This is a genomic window from Roseovarius sp. THAF27, assembly GCF_009363655.1.
In the GTDB taxonomy this organism is placed as follows: Bacteria; Pseudomonadota; Alphaproteobacteria; order Rhodobacterales; family Rhodobacteraceae; genus Roseovarius.
The window spans coordinates 1521869-1542879 of record NZ_CP045393.1 but is presented as its reverse complement, the minus strand read 5'-3'; the positions used below and the strand labels follow the sequence as shown (position 1 = coordinate 1542879).

The window sequence follows — 21011 nt, the reverse complement described above, 5'->3', positions numbered from 1 at the left end:
GCCCGCGTAGGGTGGGTGAAAGCCCACGCGCCGCAACGCCCGGAGGCGCGGCGCTCACCCCTCGTCCTGCGGCGCGATCTCCAGCGTCACGACCGTTTGCGCCTCGTCCGTCCCGGTGCTGCCGACGACGGTCACCACCATACCGACCCGCAAGTCCGGCCATAGGTCGGGAAAATCGGACGCCCGCGCCCGGAACAAGGGGTTGCCGGCCTTCGCACACCAGATATGCGCGACGCCTCCGTCATCGGAAAAATACAGGATCGTACCGCGGAACATGTCGTCTCTTGCTTTGCGCGTCTTCAGCGTCGGCCGCTCGCACCAAAACCAGAAAGAACTCTTGAAAAACGGGCCGGGAAGCACCGCTTTAACGCAGGTCGCCCACCCACTTCCACAAGGAAATAGAGGCCTGACGCGACGTATCCAGAAAAGAAATCAAGGCCGCGCGTCCCGGGCAAAACCGTCCCCCGGAACACAAGCCGAACAGGGCGCCGTCCACGGGTCCGTCGCGTCCATCAGGCTGCCTCCGCCCCCCCCCCGCAAGGCGAGGCAGAGACAACGCCGCCCCGCGCGCCACAAGCCGCCTCAGGCCGCGCGCTCGCGTTCGCTGGCCTGCCGCGCCCAGAGCCCCGCATAGCGCCCCTCCCGCGCCAGCAGCTCGGCATGGGTGCCTTCCTCCACGATCCGCCCGTCTTCCAGCACCACGATCCGGTCCGCATCCGCCACCGTCGACAAACGGTGCGCGATGGTGATCACCGTGCGCCCCTCGCCCGCCCGGCGCAGCGCGTCCTGGATCTCTCGCTCGGTCTCGGTGTCCAGGGCACTCGTCGCCTCGTCCAAGAGCAGGATCGGCGGGTCCTTCAGCAGCGTCCGCGCGATCCCCACGCGCTGCTTCTCGCCACCCGACAGCTTCAGGCCCCGCTCGCCCACCTGCGTCTCGTACCCCTTGGGCAGGCGCGCGATGAACTCGTGGATCTGCGCCGCCTTCGCCGCCGCCTCGATCTCGTCTTGCGTGGCCCCGTCGCGGCCATAGGCGATGTTGTACCCGATCGTGTCGTTGAACAGCACCGTGTCCTGCGGCACCACGCCGATGGCGGCGTGCAGGCTCTCCTGCGTCACGCCGCGCACATCCTGCCCGTCGATCTCCAGCGCGCCGCAGCTCACGTCGTAGAACCGGAACAGCAACCGCCCGATGGTGGACTTGCCCGACCCCGACGGGCCGACCAGCGCCACCGTCTCGCCCGCCGCAACGCTCAGCGACACATCGTGCAGGATCGGTCTTTCCGGGTCATACCCGAAGGAAACCTCGCGAAACCGCACCGACCCACCTTCGATTTTCAAACCTTTTGCATCCGGATTGTCGGTCACATCCGGCGTTTGCTCTAACAAATCGAACATTTGCGCCATGTCGACCAGGCTCTGCCGGATTTCCCGGTAAACCGTGCCAAGAAAGTTCAGCGGCATGGTGATCTGGATCATGTAGGCGTTGACCATCACGAAATCGCCCACCGTCAACGCGCCGCTCTGCACCCCCATCGCCGCCATCACCATCACCGCCACCAGCCCGCCGGTGATCAGGAAGCTCTGCCCGACATTCAGGAAAGCCAGCGAATAGGACGTCTGCAAGGCCGCGCTCTCGTAGCCTTCCATCGCCCGGTCATACCGCGCCGCCTCGCGGCCCTCGGCGCCGAAATACTTCACCGTCTCGAAATTCAGCAGGCTGTCGATGGCCTTCTGGTTGGCATCGGTGTCCTGCTCGTTCATCCGCCGGCGCAGCTTGACCCGCCATTCCGTCACCTTGAAGGTGAAGACCGCGTAGGTCGCGATCACGCCCATCACCACGGCAAGATAGGAGAAATCGAACAGCGTCCACAGCACGACGCCGATCATCAGCAGTTCCAGGATCAGCGGCCCGACCGAGAACACCAGGAAGCGCAGCAGGAACTCCACGCTTTTCACGCCGCGCTCTATGATCCGGCTCAGCCCCCCGGTCTTGCGCGTCATGTGAAAGCGCATCGACATCTGGTGGATATGCTGGAACGTCTCCAGCGCCAGCCGCCGCAGACCGCGCTGCGCCACGGGTGCGAATATCGCGTCGCGCAACTGCTGGAAGCCCACGTTCATCAGCCGCGCCACGCCATAGGCCACGGTCAGCCCGATGGCCCCCGCGCCCAGCATCCACGCCGCCTCCTGGCCCTCTCCGGACAGCGAATCCACCGCCGCCTTGTAAAAGAACGGCGTGCCCACCGCCACGACCTTTGCCAGCACCAGCGCCATGAGCGCCAGCACCACCCTGCGCTTGGCCCAGCTCTGCCCCTCGGGCCACAGGTACGGCGCCACGCGCCGGATCACCTGCAGGGCGTTGTCCGGCATTTCCGTCGCTGTCGTGGGTCTGCGCCGCATCTGGTCTCCTTGGTTCCTCCGCTGACATAGGCCAAGCCCGCGCCCAAGGCCAGACGCGCCGCCGCACACTTGTGTCGCAGTTTCTGCAATCGCGTTGGAACCAAACCCGCCGCGCTGCGTTTCACCGCCAACGGCAGGCAACGTGCCCGTTTAATTGGAGAAAAAACATGCGTTTCATCGCAGCACTCACCGCCCTCTTCGCCCTCGCCGCGTGCGAGACGACCGAAGGGTTCGGGCGCGACCTGTCGAATCTCGGTGACAACATCGAGGAAGAGGCTGAAGAAAACGATTGAGCCCTCTTGTAAGCGGCGTCGTGGCCCCCGATCCAAACTTCGTCACGACGCTTGCCAAGGAAAGTTGCAAGGCCCCGGCGCGCACCCCGCGTCGGGGTTTTCCTTTTGCGGGCCTATTCCACCGCCACCTGGTCGGGAATGGTAAAGACCTGGCCCGGATAGATCAGGTCCGGGTCGCGGATCCGGTCGCGATTGGCCTCAAAGATCCGCACATATTCGATCCCCTCGCCGTAATTGCGCCGTGAAATCCCCCACAGCGTGTATCCCGGCTGCACCGTCACCGCCTGCACCAGCTTGCCCGCCTGCGTGGCGTCCGCCAACAGCGCCTCGTCCTCGCGCTTGAAAGGGGTCTCGACCCGGCTGGTGACATTGCCATCGGCATCCACCTCGTCGATCCGCAGGGTATAGACGCCGGTATCCACCTCCGGCAGGTCCGATTGCCAGCTGCCATCGGCGGCAATGCGCGAGGTCGTGACCGGCGTGTTGTCCAGGTAGACCCGCACGAACCCGTCGCTGGCGCCCCGCCCCGACAGTTCCACCGCGCCGGTGTCGGAATAGCTGATCGCATCCAGCGCCACCACCGCCATCACCTCGGGGCTAACATCGCCCGGCGCGGGCTGGATCACCCGCACGCCATCCGCGTCCGACATCAGCACCGCGGCCCCCGGCGCAGGATCGGGCTGATCGGTCGCGTCATCGCCCGTCCCGCCGCCCACACGGTCGACCGCGCTGTCGGTCGCGCTGTCGGCACTCTGGCCGCCGCTCGCGGCGTCCGTCCCCTGCCCCGTAGCGGCCCCGCCTGTCGCCCGGGCGGTCTCCGCGTCGCCAGCTCCCCCCCCCGTGGCGGCCTGTTCTGTGTCGGCCTGGGCGGACGCTCCCTCATCGCGTCCGGTCCCCGCGGCGGACGGCCCGGCGTCGTCCCCTGCATCCCGCGCGGTGGCCTGCTGCGTGCTAGCCTCATCCGCCGCAGCGCCCTCGCCAGCGGCCCCGACACTCTCGGTGCCTCCGTCAGACCCGCCGCCTTCGACCTGCTCGGGCGCGGCCGTCCGCGCCACGTCAGAGCCTTCGGTGCCGCTCTCCGGCACGCCCTGCTGATCCTCCTGCGCCGGTTCCGCCGGATCCGACAACGCGGCCGTCTCGACCCCGCCCGCAGCCTCCTCCGCCGCGCGCTCCTTGGTCATTTCCGCGGCCGTTTCCTGGGGCGCAATCGCCTCGACCGCCTCCGCCGCCTGCGTCACGGACCGATCGCCAGCGCCCGCTTGCCGCACCGCGGCGTCAGGCGTCACGCTCTCCGCTTCGCTCATCCCGGCGGTCTCCAGCGCCGCAACCGTATCCCCCGGCGCGGTCTCTGCCACGTCCCCCTGGGCCACGTCCGGCGGGGCCGGCGCGCGCAGTGGCGCGATGATGATTTCCCCTTGGCTTTCAATGTCTTCGCCGGTCTCGGGCGAGGTCATGCTCAGCGACAGAACCCGCGGTTCGGCGCTCGGATCTACGGTCACGAACTCCACGAACTGGCCATCGCCCTCGGGCACGAAACTGCGCAGCACGTTCCGGTCCAGACGGATCGCGGTTTCCCAGCCCGGCTCGGCCCGCCCGGCCACCAGCATCCGGCCATCGGGATCCAGCCGAAAGGTGCTGACCCTGGGCGGCGCCGGCGTCCCGGGCGCAGTGTCGTCGGTCTCGGCATCCGGTGTCTCCGCCGCGTCGGTTTGGGCCGTGTCGGTCGCCGCCTCGCTTCCGGCGTCGGGGGCCTGATCCGCCCCGGTCTCCACCGCCTCAATCTCCTCCGCCCCGGTCTGGCCCGCCCCGGCCTCGGGCGCGGCGGCGCTCTCTCGGGAGGCGCCCGTCTCCGGCGTCGGCGCGTCCACCTCCCGGTCGAATACCCCCCCGGCGAAAAGGCCGATCACCACAACCAGTGTCCCGACCGCCGCCGCGATCGCGGTGCCGTATCCTCCGATCAGGCCAGACAGTTTGCTCATGGTTTTCGTCCCCCGGGCCGCAGGACAGCTCTGCGGTTGCAGGAGTTTAGCAACACCGGCTAGAACGGTCAAAAGAAGCCCCGTCAGCCATTGGTGATTTTCATGCCCAAGCGTTCCGTCTGTGTCTTTTGTGGCTCACGCAAAGGGCGCAACCCGGCCTACGAGGCCGCGGCGACGGCGCTTGGCACGGCCCTCGCCGCGCACGACATGCGGCTGGTCTACGGCGCGGGCGACGTGGGCCTGATGGGCGCCGTGGCGCGCGCGGCCCAGGCCGCAGGCGGCGAAACCTTCGGCGTCATTCCCGATCACCTCGTGAAATGGGAAGTCGGCAAGACCGACCTCACCCGCTACATCGTCACCGAGACCATGCACGAGCGCAAGAAGGTCATGTTCATGAACTGCGACGCGGTTGTGGTCCTGCCGGGCGGCGCGGGGTCCCTCGACGAGTATTTCGAGGTCCTGACCTGGCGCCAGATCGGCCTGCACGAAAAGCCGGTTTTCCTTCTTGATACCGAAGGTTACTGGACGAGGCTCATCCAGTTGATCGACCATGTCATCGATGAAGGATTCGCCGACGCCTCCCTGCGCGACTACACCCAGGTCGTCGACACGGTTCAGGACCTGATGGAGGGCCTTGGCGCCACGGCCCGGTAACGCCAGCGCGCCACGCTGTAAAGCGCCAGCGCGCCCCAGATCATGGCAAAGGCGACCATGTGCCAGCCCGTGAAGGGCTCGGCAAAGATCACGACCGCTACGGCGAATTGCAGGCTGGGGTTGAGGTAGGACAGCACGCCGACACTCGCCAGGTCGATCCGCCGCGCGCCATAGCTGAACAGGATCAGCGGCGTCGCCGTCATCGGCCCCGCCAGCATCAGGGTCAGCGCCAGCGGCCATGACCCGCCCAGCACCGCCCCGCCCTGCGCCGCCTGCCACGCCAGCCAGCCCAGCGCCGGCCCGACCAGCAACAGCGACTCCGCCGTCACCGACACGACCGGCCCCATGTCCAGTCGCTTTTTCACCGCACCATAAGCGCCGAAACTCAGCGCGATGCCCAACGCGATCCACGGCGCCACCCCCAGGCCCGCGGTCAGCACGATCACCGCCAGCGCCGCCAAGAGCACCGCCAGCGTCTCGCCCCGGCCCAGCCGTTCGCCAAAGAACATCAACCCGAACAGCACCACGACCAGCGGGAAGATGTAATAGCCCAGCGACGCCTCCAGCGCCTGGTCCGACTTGATGGCCCAGACGAACAGCATCCAGTTGAACCCGATCAGCAGCGACGCCGCCGCCAGGATCCGCAACGTGCGCCCCGCACCCAAGGCCCGGAACGGCACCGCCACCCGGCCCTGCACGCCCAGGATGAGCAGAAAGAACACCGCGCCCCAGATCGTGCGATGCGCCAGCACGTCCAGCACGGGCAACCCGGCCAGCAGCTTGTAGAACAGGCCCGACAGCCCCCAGATGGTACAGGCCAGAACTATGGCGGCAACGCCCTTGGCGGTTTCGGTCATGCGGGAAGGCTCCGACAAGAAAACCCCCGGCCATCCGGCCGGGGGTTGAAATCAGATTTTCTGGACTGTCGCCGGCACTTACATGCGGCTTGCGACGTTTTCCCAGTTCACGAGGTTATCGAGGAAATTCGCCAGATAATCGGGCCGCTTGTTGCGGAAGTCGATGTAGTAGGAATGCTCCCACACGTCACACCCCAACAGCGCCGTCTGGTTGAAGCACACCGGATTCACGCCGTTCTCGGTCTTGGTGACCTTCAGGCTGCCATCGGTGTCCTTGACCAGCCACGCCCAGCCCGAGCCGAACTGACCGCCGCCAGCAGCCTTGAACTCGTCCTTGAACTTGTCGACCGAGCCAAAGCTGTCGTTGATCGCCTTTTCCAGCTCACCCGGCATCTTGCTGTCCTCGGGCGTCATCATTTCCCAGAACTGGTTATGGTTCCACAGCTGGCTGATGTTGTTGAAGATGCCCGATTGCGCCACGGCGTTGGGATCATAGGTGCCCTTGATGATCTCCTCCATGGACTTGCCGTCCCACTCGGTCCCCTCGATCGCCTTGTTGCCGTTGTTGACATAGGCGTTGTGGTGAATGTCGTGGTGGTATTCCAGCGTCTCCTTCGACATGCCTTTGCCGGCAAGCGCGTCATGTGCGTAAGGAAGGTCGGGAAGTTCAAAAGCCATTTCGGGCCCCCTTTTCTTTGAGGTGATATTTCGCGACTACATGGTAGCGTTAAGGGATCAACGTCAAGGCTGATGTTTTGTTCCTGCGCTGCGGGCGGGCTGTGCAGGGGTGCAGAAGAGAAGTAAGCTGCGCGATCGCCAGACCGCGGGATGGCGATCCAACGGCCTTTCAATGCACTTTATCTTGTCAACTGCCGGAAGCCCTCAGATCGAAGCGCCAACGGCACCCAATCGCCAGCCCGTCCGGGCGGTCTGGCGATCGCGCGGCGGGCCTGAAGGCCCTTGATTCCGCGCGAACAAAGCATCTGACCCGAAACCTCGTAGGGTGGGTTTTCAACCCACCCTTGTCCAAACCACCTATGCTGCGCGAACCCTTACGCGAAGAGCCCGGTCTCGCCGCCCGGCTCCGCCGCATCCTTCAACAGGTTGAACGCGTATTCCGCCACCGAGCGGAAGCACACGACCCGGATCGTCTCGGCATCCACCATCCAGAACGCCGCCGCGATCTGCGCCATGCGCGTCCGCCGGATCTGCCCCGGCTCGAACGCGCCGGGTGCCATGTCCACCGGGCACAGCTTGGCGATGATCTCGCGCGCCGACGCGCCCTGCACCTGGAACACCGCCCGCGCGTCCGACACGTTCACGGCCAGAAAATGCTCGCCTGACAACGCCTTCTCGACCGCCGCGAGTGCATCCCCGACGCCCTCGTAAGGAACCATCAGCAACAGCTCATCCGGCGACATCCACGCCGCGCCCTTGTCGCCCGCGACCGCGATCCCGCGCTGACCGGGCAGGTCCACGCCACACGCGTCCTTCACAGCTTTCTTCATCTTGGCCGAGGACAGATCCCCGCGCAGGGTGATCATGCCCTGAAGGCCCATCTCCCGGACCTCCACGTAGCCTTGATAAACTGCGCCTTGCAAAGCACTGACAGCCTTAGACATTCTGCTTCTCCCCTTCAGGGTCGTAAAAGACCGCGCTGACGATCCGGGTGGGCACCGTGGTGCCGTCCACCTTGGCGAACTCGATCACCTCGTCCATCCGGTCCGCGCCATGCCTGACCAGGCCCATGGCGATCCCGCGATCCAGCGTCGGCGAATAATAGGTCGAGGTCACCCGCCCCTGCACGTTGCGCTGCCCGTTGGCATTGTCGCCCTCGGCCACGCAATAGGCCCCGTCGGACAGGACCGATCCGTCGACCGTCTGCAAGCCCACCAGCTGCCACCGCTCGGGATCGGCCATATGGCTGCGCTGCTGCGCCCGCTTGCCGTTATAGTCGTCCTTCTTCTTCGAGATGGCCCACTGCATCCCCAGGTCCTGCGGAATGACCGTGCCATCCGTCTCGTCCCCGATCATGATGAAGCCCTTCTCGGCCCGCATCACGTGCAGCCCTTCGGTGCCATAAGGCATCACGCCGAACTCCTTGCCGGCCTCCAGCAGTTGATCCCAGAACGCCCGGCCCTGGCTCGCCGGCACCGCGATCTCGTAGCTCAGCTCGCCCGAGAACGAGATCCGGAACACCCGCGCCTTGACGTCGCCAAAGTCGATGTCCTGCCACGCCATGAACGGCAGCGCCTCGGCGCTCAGGTCCGCATCGGTCAGCTTCTCCAGCGTCTTGCGGGCTTTCGGCCCGACCACGCCGATCTGCGCATACTGCTCGGTCACGTTGGCGACATAGACTTTCCAGTCCCACCACTCGGTCTGCAACCACTCTTCCATATGCGCATGGATGCTGTCCGCGCCGCCCGTGGTGGTGTGGCACAGGAACGTGTCCTCATCCAGCCGTGCCACCACGCCGTCATCCATCAGGAAGCCGTTCTCGTTGCACATCAGCCCATAGCGGCACCGCCCCGGCTTCAGCGTGCTCATCATGTTGGTATAGAGCATGTCGAGGAACCTCCCCGCATCCGGACCCTTCACGATCAGCTTGCCCAGCGTCGACGCATCCAGAAGGCCAAGGCTCCCCCGCGTCTGGTTGATCTCGCGCTTGACGGCGGCCGAAATCTCCTCGCCCGGATTCTGCCGGAAGGTATAGGGACGCCGCCAATGGCCCACCGGCTCCCAGTAGGCGCCGTTCGCCTCGTGCCAGTCATGCATCGGCGTCTTGCGCAGCGGCTGAAAGATCTCGCCCCGCGCCTCGCCCGCGATCGATGCCATGGAAATCGGCGTATAGGGCGGGCGGAATGTGGTCGTCCCGGTCTGCGGAATCGGCTGGTTCAGCGCATCCGACAAGATCGCCAGACCGTTGATATTGCTCAGCTTGCCCTGGTCCGTCGCCATGCCCAGCGTGGTATAGCGCTTGGCGTGCTCGACGCTTTCATAACCTTCGCGCGCCGCCAGCTGCACGTCGCTGACCTTCACGTCGTTCTGGTAATCCAGCCACGACTTCATCCGCAGCTTCACGTTGGCGCCCTGCGGCATCATCCAGATCGGCTGAATGACGTTGCACTGCACGCCCTCCGCCTTCGGTTTCTCGGCCTTCTTCGGCGTCTTGCCCACGGCCTTTGCCGCCGCACGCCCCGCCTCCTCGGCATCGGCCAGAACTGCGCCCAGATCCAGTTCGCCGCTGGCGGTCCCGGCGGTCGACACATAGGCCTCGCCCGCCGCCCCCGTAGGCGCCTTGTCCGGGTCGGGCCGGAACATCGCCTGCGTCTCGTCCCACAGCAACTTGCCGCCGCAATGCGACCACAAATGCACCACCGGCGACCAGCCGCCGGACATCGCCACCGCGTCGCAGGCGATCTCTTCCAGGGCCGAGCCTTCGCCGGCTTGTGCACAGATACCCACACCCGTCACACGCTTGCCGCCCTTGACCTTTGCGATGCCCTTGCCGGTCTCCACGCGGATGCCCGCCGCCTTGGCTTTCTCGGCCAGCACACCCGCGCCCGCCGCCCGCGCGTCAATGATTGCAGGCACGTCGAGCCCCGCCGCCTTCAGCGCCAGCGCGGTCAGGTAGGCGTCGTCGTTGTTGGTCACCACGACCGTACGGTCCCCGACGGAAACCCCATAATTTACGACGTAATCGCGCACCGCCGAGGCCAGCATCACGCCCGGCACATCGTTCCCGGCAAAGCTCAGGGGCCGCTCGATCGCGCCTGTCGCGGTCACGATCTGGCCTGCACGAATCCGCCACAAACGGTGCCGCGGGCCCTTGGCTTTGGGGGTGTGGTCGTTCACCCGCTCGTATCCCAGCAGATAGCCGTGGTCGTAAACGCCCGCGCCCATCATGCGCAGCCGCATCTCGACATTGGGCATATCGCCCAGTTCGGCGACCAATTCATCCACGAACTTGTCCACAGGCGCATCGTTGACAGTCGCACTGTAAATCGGACCATCCACCGGCGTACGTCCGCCCCACGCGGCGGTCTGTTCCATCAACAGCACCTTGGCACCTGCAGCGCCCGCCGCGCGGGCCGCCATCAGCCCCGCGACACCGCCGCCGATCACCACCACGTCGTAGAAGGCGTAAAGATGCTCGTACTTGTCGCCGTCCTTGTCCTTGGGCGCCTTGCCCAAGCCCGCCGACTGGCGGATGAACGGCTCGTAGACGTGTTTCCACAAAGGGCGCGGATGGATGAACATCTTGTAGTAAAAGCCTGCCGGCAGGAACCGCGACAGCTTGGCGTTCACCGCGCCCACGTCGAACTCAAGGCTCGGCCAGTGGTTCTGGCTCGTCGCCTCCAGCCCGTCGAACAGCTCGGTCGTCGTGACCCGCTGGTTCGGCTCGAACGTCTCGCCCCGGCCCATGTTGACCAGGCCGTTGGGCTCTTCCCCGCCCGACGCCACGATCCCGCGCGGCCGGTGATACTTGAACGACCGCCCCACCAGCATCTGGTCATTGGCCAGCAGCGCCGACGCCAGCGTGTCGCCCTCGTACCCCTTCAACCGCTTGCCGTTGAAGGTGAATTCCATCGCGTGCGCCTTGTTAACAAGACGCCCGCCATTCGCCAGACGCGTGCTCATGAAAACTCTCTCCAGCTCCAGCCCGGCACCTTCGCCGAGATCTTGTCCTTGATGTCCTTCGGCGGCTCGGTGGTCTGCGCCGAATAGGTCCCGTACACCTCCAGCGTCACCGTGTTGCGCGCGGCGTGAAACCACTTGCCGCAACCGTTGGTGTGCCGCCAGCGTTCCAGGTGCACACCCTTGGGGTTCTCGCGCTTGAACAGGTAGGCGTGGAAATCGTCATCGCTGGAGTCCGGCCCGAAACGCTTCAGATGCGCCTCGCCGCCCCCCGCGAACTCGGTTTCCTCGCCCTTCACCCCGCAATAGGGACATTCCAGGATCAGCATGCCATCCACCTTTCCATGTTGCCTGCACCGGGCAGGACGTCGATTCCGCGTGCCTTCGGCACAACTTTGAGTCCGCGTGCACGTCGCACGACAAGGGCGGGCGCCGAGTGGCACCCGCCCATAACGTTGCGATCACCTCCGCCGAAGCGGAGCGTGTTATTCTTCGACAGCAGCCGTGCCTGCCACGCCGTCCGCGGACGTGTCGGGCACGATGAAACCTTCCGGTACATCGGACAGGTCCGGCGCGGTGCCGTTGCCCAGCGATCCGGCAAAGACCAGCGCCCCCAAGGCGACGACGACGACGAGGACCCAGAAGAGGCCCGCACTGCCCGCGTCATGGACAGGCATGCCGTAGCCGCGCCTTTGCTGCCATTGTTCTTGGTCAGACATCTCTCGAACTCCTCATGGTGGAAGTTCGACAATGCGCCCCTCGGGGCACGCGCGGAAGAACCGGCAAAACCCCGCGCAGGGTTTGGGCCGGTTCCCGCAACTTCGGCGCGATTGCGTGGGCCGCTTTCCGCCACGTGTGCACGCGGCGACACAGGGGCGTCACACGCCCCTGCGTTCCGCCGTGTTGCAGGCGCGAGGCCGACTGCGGCCCCGTAGGCGTTATTGCTGAGTTTCGCCTTCGACGTTGTCAGCCGCGTCCTCGACGTCCTGGGCAGCCCCTTCGACGTCGTCGGCAGCGCCCTCGACGGCGTCGGCCGTGTCTTCGGCAGCGTCGGCCACGTCATCGGCCGCGTCATCGGACGTCTCGACAGAGACATTGACGTCCGACGGCTCCGAACCGCCGATGAGGTCATCGCCGCCGCCGCCGCTGTCACCGAACATGACCCAGGCGATGACGCCCACTGCCACGACCAGCCCGCCGACGATGAAAGCCATCGTTGCGCCGCCTCCGCCACCGCCGGGATGCTGTGGCGGCGGGGTGTGGTTATTGTTATTGTGATCGGACATGTCGGTTCTCCGTTGCTTTTGGATTCCGACACTTCAACGCCCGATATGCCAAGGCGGTTCCCCATCAGTGCGCGACCCCCGCGGCGACGCTTTCGTCGATGAACCGGCCCTCGTAGAACCGCTCCAGCCCGAATTCGGCCGTCAGCGGCGAATAGCCCTTCGCCATCAGCTCGGCAAAGCCCCAGCCACTGCCCGGGATCGCCTTGAATCCGCCCGTGCCCCAGCCGCAGTTGATGAACACATTGTCGACCGGCGTCTTCGACAGGATGGGCGAACGGTCCCCGGTCATGTCCACGATCCCGCCCCATTGCCGCAGCATCTTCAGCCGCGAAATCATCGGGAAGGTCTCGATCAGCGCCCGCACCGTCTCCTCGATATGATGGAAGCTGCCCCGCTGGGTATAGTTGTTGTACCCATCAGCGCCGCCACCGATCACCATTTCGCCCTTGTCGGACTGGCTCATGTAGCCATGCACCGTGTTGGCCATCACCACCACGTCCATGCAAGGCTTGATCGGCTCGGAAACCAGCGCCTGCAATGCAACGGATTCGATCGGCAGGCGGAACCCGGCCATATCGGCCAGATGCCCCGAATGTCCCGCCACCACGATGCCCAGCTTGTCACAGGCGATATCGCCACGGTTGGTGCTCACACCCTTGACCTTGCCGCCCTCGGTCTGAATGCTGGTCACTTCGCATTTCTGGATCACGTCCATCCCCATGGCCGAGCACGCCCGCGCATAGCCCCAGGCCACCGCATCGTGCCGCGCGGTCCCGCCGCGCGCCTGCCACAGCCCGCCCAGCACCGGGTAACGCGGGCCCTCCAGGTTGATGATCGGGCACAGCTCCTTGACGCGGCTGGGGCTGATGAACTCGGTCTTCACCCCCTGCAAGGCGTTCGCGTGCGCCGTCCGCTCGTATCCCCGCACCTCGTGCTGGGTCTGCGCCAGCATGATCACCCCGCGCGGGCTGAACATGATGTTATAGTTCAGATCCTGGCTCAGCGTCTCATAAAGGCTGCGCGATTTCTCGTACATCGCCGCCGACGCATCCTGCAGGTAGTTCGAGCGGATGATCGTCGTGTTCCGGCCCGTGTTGCCACCGCCCAGCCAGCCTTTTTCCAGGATCGCCACGTTCTTGATGCCGTGGTTCTTGCCCAGGTAATAGGCCGTTGCCAACCCGTGCCCGCCCGCGCCGATGATGATCGCATCGTACTTCTTCTTGGGCTCCGGCGAGGCCCAGGCCCGCTCCCATCCCATGTGATATTTCAGCGCTTCTTTCGCGACGGCAAAGGCGGAATAACGTTTCATCAGGCGGGTCTCGCTCATGGCTTGCACAGTGTCGGGCCCGGGGGGATTCGCCCCCGGCCCTCGTCATTGCTCCCGTATGTATCAGACAGGGCGTATCGCCGACACCTCATGCGGCACGAATGGCGTGATTTGCGACACGCCGCCGACGATCCGCTCCTGCGACATCGCGGGCGACCACTTGCCTCTTTCGGTTTGCCCGCCCAATCGTTAAATCACCCTCGAAGACAGGGAGATCACATGACATTCTGGGTGCTCGCCATCGCCTTGGGCCTCGCCTGCGCCGCCATCCTCGGGCTGGTGCTGATCCGTGGCCGCGTCGGCGACGCGCCGCCTGCCGCCTACGACCTCCAAGTCTACCGCGACCAGCTACGGGAGGTCGACCGCGACCTCGCCCGCGGCGTCATCACCCCCGAGGACGCCGAGCGCACCCGCTCGGAGGTCTCCCGCCGCATCCTCGCCGCCGACGCCCAGCTTCAGGCCACGGGCGCGGCCGGCGCCCAGCCCGCGCTGGTGGGCAAGCTCTTCGCCGCCCTCGCCCTTCTCGGCCTCGTCGGCGGTGCCGGCTGGCTCTATACGCAGATGGGAACACCCGGCTACTCCGACCTGCCCCGCACCGCCCGCCTGGCCGCCTCCGACGCGGCCCGCGCCAACCGCTTGCCCCAGGCCGAGGCCGAAGCGCGCTTCAACGCGTCCCAGCCCGTCACCCCGGACATGGGCGAGGCCGACCCGCAATATCTCGAACTCATGGACCGCCTGCGCGAGGCCGTCGAGAGCCGCCCGGACGAGCTCCAGGGCTACATCCTGCTCGCCCGGAACGAGGCCGCGCTCGGCAATCTCTCCGCCGCCGCCAAGGCCAAGACCCGCGTGATCGAGCTCAAGGGCAACGCCGCCACCGCCGCCGACTATGCCGAGCTTTCGGACATGATGGTCTCCGCCGCCGGCGGCTATGTCTCGGACGAGGCCGCCGAGGCCATCCGCGCCGCCCTCGCCCGCGACCCCAAGGAGCCCCGCGCGCGCTACTACATGGGCCTCTACATGATCCAGGTCGACCGTCCCGACATCGCGTTCCGCACCTGGGACGGCCTCCTGCGCGAAAGCGCCCCCGACGCGCCCTGGACCGCCCTCATCCGCCCCCGGATCGAGGAACTGGCCTGGCGCGCCGGCGTCAACCGCTACGAGCCGCCCGCCCAGAACGCCGCCCCCGGCCCCTCGCAGGGTGACATCGACGCCGCCGGCGACATGAGCGCCGAGGACCGCGCCACCATGATCCGCGGCATGGTCGACCGCCTCGCCACCCGCATCGACGAAACCGGCGGCACGCCGGATGAATGGGTGCGCCTGTCGAACGCCTACGCCGTCCTGGGCGATTTCGACGCCGTGCGCGACCTCATCGCCCGCGCGCAGGAGCGCTTCGACGATCCCACCGTGATCGACACCATCACCAACGCCGCCAAGCAGGCCGGTTACTCCGAATGATCGTCGAGGACTTCGCCGAATTCGCCGCCGCCCTGCCCGGCTTCCGCGCGCTCCTGGGCCTCGACCTCGGCACCAAGACCATCGGCGTCGCGTCATCCGATGCGCTTCTCTCCTCCGCCAACCCGGTCGAGACCGTCAAGCGTACCAAATTCACCGCCGACGCCGACCGCCTGCTGGCCATCGCCGCCGACCGCACCGCCGCCGGGCTCATCCTCGGCCTGCCCCGCAACATGGACGGCTCCGAAGGCCCGCGCTGTCAATCCACCCGCGCTTTCGCCCGCAACCTCGCCGCGCGCACCGATCTGCCCATCGGCTTCTGGGACGAGCGCCTCTCGACCGTTGCGGCAGAAAGAGCACTGATCGAGGCCGATTTGACCCGAAAGCGTCGCGCAGAGGTGATCGACGCCGTCGCGGCGGCGTATATCCTGCAAGGAGCGCTGGACCGAATCCGCCACCTGAAAGCCGAGACATGAACGACAGCCCCGTCTGGAACCGCAACGAGATCGAAAGCCCCTGCGTGCGCATCTGCGTCGTCCACCCCGAGGCGCGGATCTGCACGGGCTGCTATCGCACCATCGACGAGATCGGCCGCTGGTCCAGGATGACGCCCCAGGAACGCCGCGCGGTCATGGCCGACCTTCCCGACCGCGCCGCCACCCTGACCAAGCGCCGCGGGGGACGCGCCGCCCGTCTGAAGCGCGGCTGAAACCGCCCGCGCGGACTGTCTCCCTCGGCGCACCGAAAAATTGCAATTTTTCGGCCCGGAATTTTTGCAAAATTCCGCTCGCTGAAGCGCTACGACACCCACGGCCTGTCTGGATAATGCGCCGACGATTGCACCGGGACAAACACTGCGCGCGGTCCTTTCATCCCGGAAAACGGCGATACGCGCACTGTCGCAATACCACTTGAATACCGACGCGATACCGACGTGCCGATTTCGCCGTCTCATCCCGAATTAACCTTTGAGTCGCGTCCCTTACGGCGCGGTCAGCCACTGATCCCCCAGGATCGTCCATTCGGGCCGGAAATAGACGATCATCCGCCCCTCCTCCGGCGCCTCCGCGCCGTCCTCCCACGGCGCCACGCCATGCAAGGCCAGCCGGTGCACGACATAAGCCTCCCCCGGTTTCGCCGGCAGCAGAACCCGCTCGCAAGTGTCGAAAACCTCGCGACGCGCGGCCTTGTAGATATCCGTCAGGTCGACCCTGTCCCACGTCTCCGGCGGCACGCCTTCCAGCGCCTCGGCAAACGCCGCGCGCATCACTTTATGACTGCCTTCCCAGACACTTAACGGGCTGGCCCCGGCACCGCATTCGGTCAGCGGAAGCCCCAGGATATAGGCGTGCCGCTCCTTCAGGAACCGCCGCCTGTCCGGCCCTTCCAACAGCAATCCATCCACATGCGCCGCATCCCGCCGCAGCCTGTAACCAAAGGCCGCGTCCCCCTCGCCATCCTTGGGCCTGGGATAACCCGGATACATCACCGACACCTGCCCCCGATGCAGCGGCATCGGGTCATACAGCGCCGACACCGCCGCCCAGGCGTCCCCTGTCAGCGGTCCGGCGTCGCCCACCGCCCCGTCGGGCGCGTTGGGCAGGGTATCGACACCGACGAACCACGTGCCTTGGCAATACAACCAGCGCTGTTCCTCGGGCGCCTTAACCCTCTCTTTTGCAACGGAAAATGCCGCCTCTGCCCAGGCGGACACAGCCGGATCGAACGCGAACCGCGCCCAGCCTTTCTCCAGGAAATCCTTCACGCGGCAACCCCCGTCACCTGCGCCAGCGCCTCCTCCAGCAGCGCCGTCCCGGCCCCCGGTTTCGTCGCGCCTTCCGACAACACCCGCCGCCACGCCCGCGCGCCCGGCTGACCGGCGAAAAGCCCCAGCATATGCCGCGTCACCTGGTGCAGCTTACCGCCTGATATCAAATGATTTTCGATGTATGGCAGCATGGCATGCACCGCGTCCTCGCCCGTCCGGTCCGGTCCGGTCTCGCCGAACACTCGCCGATCCGCCGCCCCCAGAATCTCCGCCGGCCGATGGTAAGCCGCCCGCCCCAGCATCACGCCGTCGAACCCGGCCTCCAGGTGACCCACCGCCTCGTCCAGCGTCTCCACCCCGCCGTTGAGCGAGATGTGCAGGTCCGGAAACCGATCCTTCATCCGGGCAACCAAGGCATAGTCCAGGGGCGGTATGTCCCTGTTTTCCTTGGGGCTCAGCCCTTGCAACCACGCCTTGCGTGCATGGATGGTGAACCGTCGGACGCCCACCGCGCTGACCCGCTCGAGGAAGTCCGGCAACACCGTCTCGACATCCTGGTCATCCACGCCGATCCGGCATTTCACCGTCACCTCGGTGTCCACCGCCCCGATCATCGCCGCGCAGGACTCCGCCACCAGACCTGGCTGCTTCATCAGCACCGCCCCGAAGGTCCCCGACTGCACCCGGTCGCTGGGGCATCCGACGTTGAGGTTGATCTCGTCATACCCCGCCCCGGCCCCCAGCGCCGCCGCCTGCGCCAGTTCGCCCGGTTCCGATCCGCCCAGTTGCAGCGCAACCGGATGCTCCTCCGCGGCATGGTCCAGCAGGTGCAGCGCCCCCCCTCGCACCAATGCCGGCGCGGTCACCATCTCGGTGTACAGCAAGGCGTTCCGCGACAATTGCCGATGCAGGAACCGGCAATGACGATCGGTCCAATCCATCATCGGTGCAACGGACAGACGGGAAGCATCAGTCATGCTGCGAATCCCTTGTTTCACTGGCTGGCCCTCCGTCGATGGCGGCTACGATTTGCGATCATTCGCGACTATTCGCGACGATTTGGACAGCTGGTGCTACAATTGTAGCACTCGGAGAACATCTTGTAGCACCGGTGCCAGCGGACGTCACGCACCCGCCTGCGGGAACGCTACCAGGATTTTTTGCTCCCCAATTTCCGGGCAAAATCACTCGAACCCATCGTCCTTCCCACAAGGAAAGGGCTGGAAATGGCAACTATCACGAAACGAAACAGAACGAACGGTAAACCGAGCTTCACCGCCCAGGTGCGCATCAAGAAGAGCGGGAAGGTGATCTTCTCGAAGTCAGAAACCTTTTCACAGCGCAAGTTGGCGGAGAAGTGGGCCGCCCGGACGGAGAAAGCTTGGCATGAGGGCACTTTCTCGCTCCCGACTCCAGACGGCACCTTCGCCGAGTTGATCAAGCGCTACCGGCTGGACATCGAAAAGGAAGTCGGAAAAACGATGATATAGTGCCTGCGGACCCTTGAGGGCATGGATGAGACTTATGTTGGCTGCCACGAGGTTGATCCAACATTTCTCATTGATCTTGCACGCGCTTTGAAAAAAGAGGGCCGGTCCGCCGCAACCGTCAACAATTACATGCAGCATTTATATGGCCTCTTCACCGTTGCAGAAACGGCCTACAAGATCCCTCTAAAATACGAGGATATGCAGAACGCGATGAGGACGCTTCGCAAACTCAAGATCGTCGGGAAGGCCAATAAGCGCGATAGACGGCCGACGCTCGGAGAATTGAACGTCCTGATGGGAGAGGCCATCGCTCGATCCTCGCGAAGTAATGCCGCTCCGCTACACAAGATCATTGCTTTCGCAATTGCGTCCTCGCGCCGGCTTTCGGAAATTACAAGAATTCGATGGGCCGATATTAACTACGAAGATAAGAAAATCCTTGTCCGTGATATGAAACATCCCGGTCAGAAGAAAGGCAATGACGTCTGGGTGCTGCTCAGCGACGAAGCGCTCCAAGTCATCAAGTCAATGCCGAAGGTCGACGAAAAAATCTTTCCGTATGCATCTGATAGTCTGTCAACCGCATTTACTCGTCTTGTTGGACGCTTCGAAGGTATTGAAGATCTACACTTTCATGATCTTCGACACGAAGCGATATCTCGAGCCTTCGAAATGGGCTGGTTGGACTTGCCCGGTTTTGGTGGAGAGCGTTTAGCTCACTTCGCGGGCCTTTCGCTCGAATGCTATCGGGCTTTGGAAGCCGAGCGATGAATGGCGTCTGACGGGATTGTAGAACCCGTCGATGTATCTGGCGATGGCGTTTTCGGCCTGTTGGCGGGATTTCCAGGCGACCGGCCAGATCAGCTCCGACTTGATGGTTTTGAAGAACGTTTCCACCATTGAGTTGTCATAGCAGTTCCCGCGCCCGCTCATCGAGATCAAGATGCCACGTTTGCGGAGCCGCGCCTGATAGTCCACCGAGCAGTATTGCGATCCGCGGTCGGAATGGTGAACCAGTCCTGGCTCAGGGTTGCGAGCGGCCAGAGCATGGCGCAGGGCTGCGATGGCGAGGTCACGCTTCAGACGATCACTCGTGGCCCAACCGACGACGCGGCGCGAGAAGAGGTCCAAGACAATGGCAAGGTAAAGCCAGCCCTCTGCCGTCCAGATGTAGGAGATGTCCGCCCCCCACTTCCTGTCCGGACAGTCCGCCGCGAAACCTTGTGCCACGAGGTTGGGCGCCACAGGCCAGGCATGTTCACTGTCCGTCGTCCGTTTAAAGCGCCGCTTTTGCCGCGCGATCAACTGGTTCTCGCGCATCAGTCGTGCCGTGCGGTGCCGCCCTATCTTGAGCCCCTCATCGACGAGGTCGCGGTGCATGCGGGGACTGCCGTAGGTCCCGTTCGACAGCTCAAAGGCCGTTCGAATGTGGGCAAGATGGATCATGTCCTGCTGCTGGCGATGACAGGCAGAGCGGTCCCGCCAAGCGAAGAACCCGCTCTGGCTGACACCGAGAACATGACACATTCGCCGGATCGGGAAGCTGGCCTTCTCCGCCTCTATGAAAGCGAAGCTCATCGACTTGCGTCTTTCGCGAAGAAGGTTGCGGCCTTTTTTAAGATGTCGCGCTCCTGCTTCAGAACCGCGTTCTCGCGTCGCAACCGCTTCAGCTCCGCGTGCAGATCGACCGATGCCTCGACCGGCCCACCAGCGTCCCGCTCGCGACTGAGCCATCGCGTCAGTGTCGAAAGCCCGATCCCCAGATCTTCCGCGATCTCCCGTCGCGTCCGGCCGCTGGTCAGCGCCAGCCGCACCGCTTCACGCCGGAACTCCGGCGTCGGTCTGTTTCCGTGTCCCATAGAACACCTCCTGGCGGGGCCAGAACTTCATCGTGTTCCATGATGCCTACCAGTATTTCGAGAACCGATTCGACTTCCCGGCGAGCGGCTCAATTACCCTCGGCGACGCCTCGGATCCCAGCGCAGCGCGGATCGAAGAAATCCAGCAGAAGGTTGCCGAGCTGGGTGTCAACTGCGCTTTCACCGAACCGCAATTCAATCCCGACCTCGTCACCACGGTTTTCCGGGGCACCGACGCCCAGACAGGCGTGATGGATCCACTGGGCGCAGATCTCGAACCTGGCAAGGACCTCTACCCGCAGCTGCTGCGCAGCCTCGCGTCCAGCTTGACGGACTGCCTCGGCTGACCTCTCGGGCGCCGCGACATGCGGCGCCCTTCTGCCGACGCGGCGTTGCCAAACAGAAGACTCCGCGAGACCGGCACCGGATGCTGGTCACAAACTTTCTCATGGCGCCAATATCCACGGTGACCGGACTTTGATGCGCAAATCGCATGATGACCGCAGGTCCCCTTCCCCGGCACGTGCTCGTGCCAACGCTTTCTTGTTGGATAGCCCTGCTGGAAGACGGCGCCCCAGAGGATCAGGACATTGATCCCGGAATACTGCCTCCCTGTGCTGGCATTTCGTGGCATGGCGAGCAACGCTTGCGCCACCGCCGTCCCCCAGGGCTGAACCCAGGGCACGGGCCTCTCCTCCAGCCCTCAACCCGTCACGGAAAACCCGCCCGCACTTTCACTCTCAGGGGACGTTGCGGGGTCTCCCGCTGATGGGGGTGTGTCGGTAACGCCAGTGCCGACCAGGGGGAAGCCGTTCCCCCAGACAAGCCTCGCATTCAGCCGAGTCAGGCGCAAAAAAATGCAAAAGCCAACACTCGCGAACCCCTATCCCCGACGTGTTGTAATCCCCAGGATATCTGCGCTTATCTGAGACGCAATCGCGGTGCCTACTTTCTAGCGCCGGACGCCTTCCTTCCCGAAAGCTCGGGATCAAAGCCAACGGGCAA

At 64.9% G+C, this 21011-nt stretch carries 22 protein-coding genes and 1 pseudogene; 8 read left to right on the top strand and 15 right to left on the bottom strand.

The window, feature by feature from the left end:
* Positions 1–54 precede the first annotated feature (54 nt).
* On the bottom strand, positions 55–276 hold the full coding sequence (locus tag FIU89_RS07735) for a hypothetical protein (RefSeq protein WP_152492061.1): 222 nt from the start codon (positions 274–276) through the stop codon (positions 55–57).
* 306 nt (positions 277–582) lie between these two features.
* Positions 583–2400, bottom strand: a complete 1818-nt coding sequence (locus FIU89_RS07730; protein WP_152492060.1) for an ABC transporter ATP-binding protein/permease — start codon at positions 2398–2400, stop codon at positions 583–585.
* A gap of 167 nt (positions 2401–2567) precedes the next feature.
* On the opposite strand from FIU89_RS07730, the gene FIU89_RS07725 reads away from it, so the two are divergent.
* The gene (locus FIU89_RS07725) at positions 2568–2693 is read left to right on the top strand and encodes an entericidin A/B family lipoprotein (protein WP_152492059.1); all 126 of its coding nucleotides are present in this window, start codon (positions 2568–2570) and stop codon (positions 2691–2693) included.
* A 113-nt stretch (positions 2694–2806) separates the two neighbouring features.
* Here FIU89_RS07725 and FIU89_RS22800 read toward each other — a convergent pair whose 3' ends face one another.
* Positions 2807–4672: a LysM peptidoglycan-binding domain-containing protein gene (locus FIU89_RS22800; RefSeq protein ID WP_302849011.1), complete on the bottom strand. Its 1866-nt coding sequence runs from the start codon at positions 4670–4672 to the stop codon at positions 2807–2809.
* Positions 4673–4774: 102 nt separating this feature from the next.
* On the opposite strand from FIU89_RS22800, the gene FIU89_RS07715 reads away from it, so the two are divergent.
* Positions 4775–5326 carry a TIGR00730 family Rossman fold protein gene (locus FIU89_RS07715; RefSeq protein ID WP_152492058.1) on the top strand — a complete coding sequence of 184 codons (552 nt, stop codon included), beginning with the start codon at positions 4775–4777 and terminating at the stop codon, positions 5324–5326.
* On the opposite strand, the gene rarD is transcribed toward FIU89_RS07715, so the two are convergent.
* The 8 genes from rarD to FIU89_RS07675 form a co-directional block, all read right to left on the bottom strand.
* A complete protein-coding gene (gene rarD / locus FIU89_RS07710; RefSeq protein ID WP_152492057.1) occupies positions 5287–6183 on the bottom strand; it encodes an EamA family transporter RarD in 897 nt (298 codons plus the stop codon). The genes FIU89_RS07715 and rarD overlap by 40 nt on opposite strands.
* A 78-nt stretch (positions 6184–6261) precedes the next feature.
* Positions 6262–6861: a superoxide dismutase gene (locus FIU89_RS07705; RefSeq protein ID WP_152492056.1), complete on the bottom strand. Its 600-nt coding sequence runs from the start codon at positions 6859–6861 to the stop codon at positions 6262–6264.
* Positions 6862–7235: 374 nt separating this feature from the next.
* Entirely contained in the window at positions 7236–7805 is a 570-nt protein-coding gene (locus FIU89_RS07700) for a sarcosine oxidase subunit gamma (protein WP_152492055.1), read from the bottom strand.
* A complete protein-coding gene (locus FIU89_RS07695; RefSeq protein ID WP_152492054.1) occupies positions 7798–10824 on the bottom strand; it encodes a sarcosine oxidase subunit alpha family protein in 3027 nt (1008 codons plus the stop codon). The genes FIU89_RS07700 and FIU89_RS07695 overlap by 8 nt, the downstream gene beginning before the upstream one ends.
* On the bottom strand, positions 10821–11150 hold the full coding sequence (locus tag FIU89_RS07690) for a sarcosine oxidase subunit delta (protein ID WP_152492053.1): 330 nt from the start codon (positions 11148–11150) through the stop codon (positions 10821–10823). Before FIU89_RS07690 ends, FIU89_RS07695 begins: the two co-directional genes overlap by 4 nt.
* 156 nt (positions 11151–11306) lie before the next feature.
* On the bottom strand, positions 11307–11540 hold the full coding sequence (locus tag FIU89_RS07685; protein WP_152492052.1) for a hypothetical protein: 234 nt from the start codon (positions 11538–11540) through the stop codon (positions 11307–11309).
* A gap of 219 nt (positions 11541–11759) precedes the next feature.
* Positions 11760–12107: a hypothetical protein gene (locus FIU89_RS22460; protein ID WP_216647062.1), complete on the bottom strand. Its 348-nt coding sequence runs from the start codon at positions 12105–12107 to the stop codon at positions 11760–11762.
* Between the two features lie 64 nt (positions 12108–12171).
* Positions 12172–13416 carry a sarcosine oxidase subunit beta family protein gene (locus FIU89_RS07675; protein ID WP_152494441.1) on the bottom strand — a complete coding sequence of 415 codons (1245 nt, stop codon included), beginning with the start codon at positions 13414–13416 and terminating at the stop codon, positions 12172–12174.
* Positions 13417–13653: 237 nt separating this feature from the next.
* Between FIU89_RS07675 and ccmI the strand changes: the two genes are divergently transcribed.
* From ccmI to FIU89_RS07660, 3 genes are read left to right on the top strand one after another with little or no spacing between them, the layout of a single operon-like run.
* The gene (ccmI, locus tag FIU89_RS07670) at positions 13654–14892 is read left to right on the top strand and encodes a c-type cytochrome biogenesis protein CcmI (RefSeq protein ID WP_152492051.1); all 1239 of its coding nucleotides are present in this window, start codon (positions 13654–13656) and stop codon (positions 14890–14892) included.
* Complete coding sequence (gene ruvX / locus FIU89_RS07665; RefSeq protein ID WP_152492050.1) at positions 14889–15365, top strand: Holliday junction resolvase RuvX; 477 nt, start codon at positions 14889–14891, stop codon at positions 15363–15365. The genes ccmI and ruvX overlap by 4 nt, the downstream gene beginning before the upstream one ends.
* Positions 15362–15598 carry a DUF1289 domain-containing protein gene (locus tag FIU89_RS07660; protein WP_152492049.1) on the top strand — a complete coding sequence of 79 codons (237 nt, stop codon included), beginning with the start codon at positions 15362–15364 and terminating at the stop codon, positions 15596–15598. Before ruvX ends, FIU89_RS07660 begins: the two co-directional genes overlap by 4 nt.
* A gap of 273 nt (positions 15599–15871) precedes the next feature.
* On the opposite strand, the gene FIU89_RS07655 is transcribed toward FIU89_RS07660, so the two are convergent.
* On the bottom strand, positions 15872–16654 hold the full coding sequence (locus FIU89_RS07655) for a hypothetical protein (protein WP_152492048.1): 783 nt from the start codon (positions 16652–16654) through the stop codon (positions 15872–15874).
* Positions 16651–17634 carry a tRNA dihydrouridine(20/20a) synthase DusA gene (dusA, locus tag FIU89_RS07650; protein ID WP_152492047.1) on the bottom strand — a complete coding sequence of 328 codons (984 nt, stop codon included), beginning with the start codon at positions 17632–17634 and terminating at the stop codon, positions 16651–16653. Before dusA ends, FIU89_RS07655 begins: the two co-directional genes overlap by 4 nt.
* A 249-nt stretch (positions 17635–17883) precedes the next feature.
* Between dusA and FIU89_RS07645 the strand changes: the two genes are divergently transcribed.
* Positions 17884–18147 (top strand): hypothetical protein, encoded by a 264-nt coding sequence (locus FIU89_RS07645; protein ID WP_152492046.1) that lies wholly within the window; start codon positions 17884–17886, stop codon positions 18145–18147.
* A gap of 21 nt (positions 18148–18168) precedes the next feature.
* Positions 18169–18918 (top strand): tyrosine-type recombinase/integrase, encoded by a 750-nt coding sequence (locus FIU89_RS07640; RefSeq protein ID WP_152492045.1) that lies wholly within the window; start codon positions 18169–18171, stop codon positions 18916–18918.
* On the opposite strand, the gene FIU89_RS07635 is transcribed toward FIU89_RS07640, so the two are convergent.
* A protein-coding gene (locus FIU89_RS07635) for an IS3 family transposase (protein ID WP_254701823.1) occupies positions 18859–20006 on the bottom strand; the annotation gives its coding sequence in 2 pieces (ribosomal slippage) (positions 18859–19731 and positions 19734–20006; 1146 coding nt in all). The genes FIU89_RS07640 and FIU89_RS07635 overlap by 60 nt on opposite strands.
* Before the next feature lie 32 nt (positions 20007–20038).
* Here FIU89_RS07635 and FIU89_RS07630 point away from each other — a divergent pair.
* A complete protein-coding gene (locus tag FIU89_RS07630; protein WP_368373296.1) occupies positions 20039–20353 on the top strand; it encodes a zinc ABC transporter substrate-binding protein in 315 nt (104 codons plus the stop codon).
* 200 nt (positions 20354–20553) lie between these two features.
* On the opposite strand, the pseudogene FIU89_RS07625 reads toward FIU89_RS07630, so the two are convergent.
* A pseudogene (locus FIU89_RS07625) lies at positions 20554–20691 on the bottom strand (ArdC-like ssDNA-binding domain-containing protein); the annotation flags it as partial.
* Between the last annotated feature and the right edge of the window lie 320 nt (positions 20692–21011).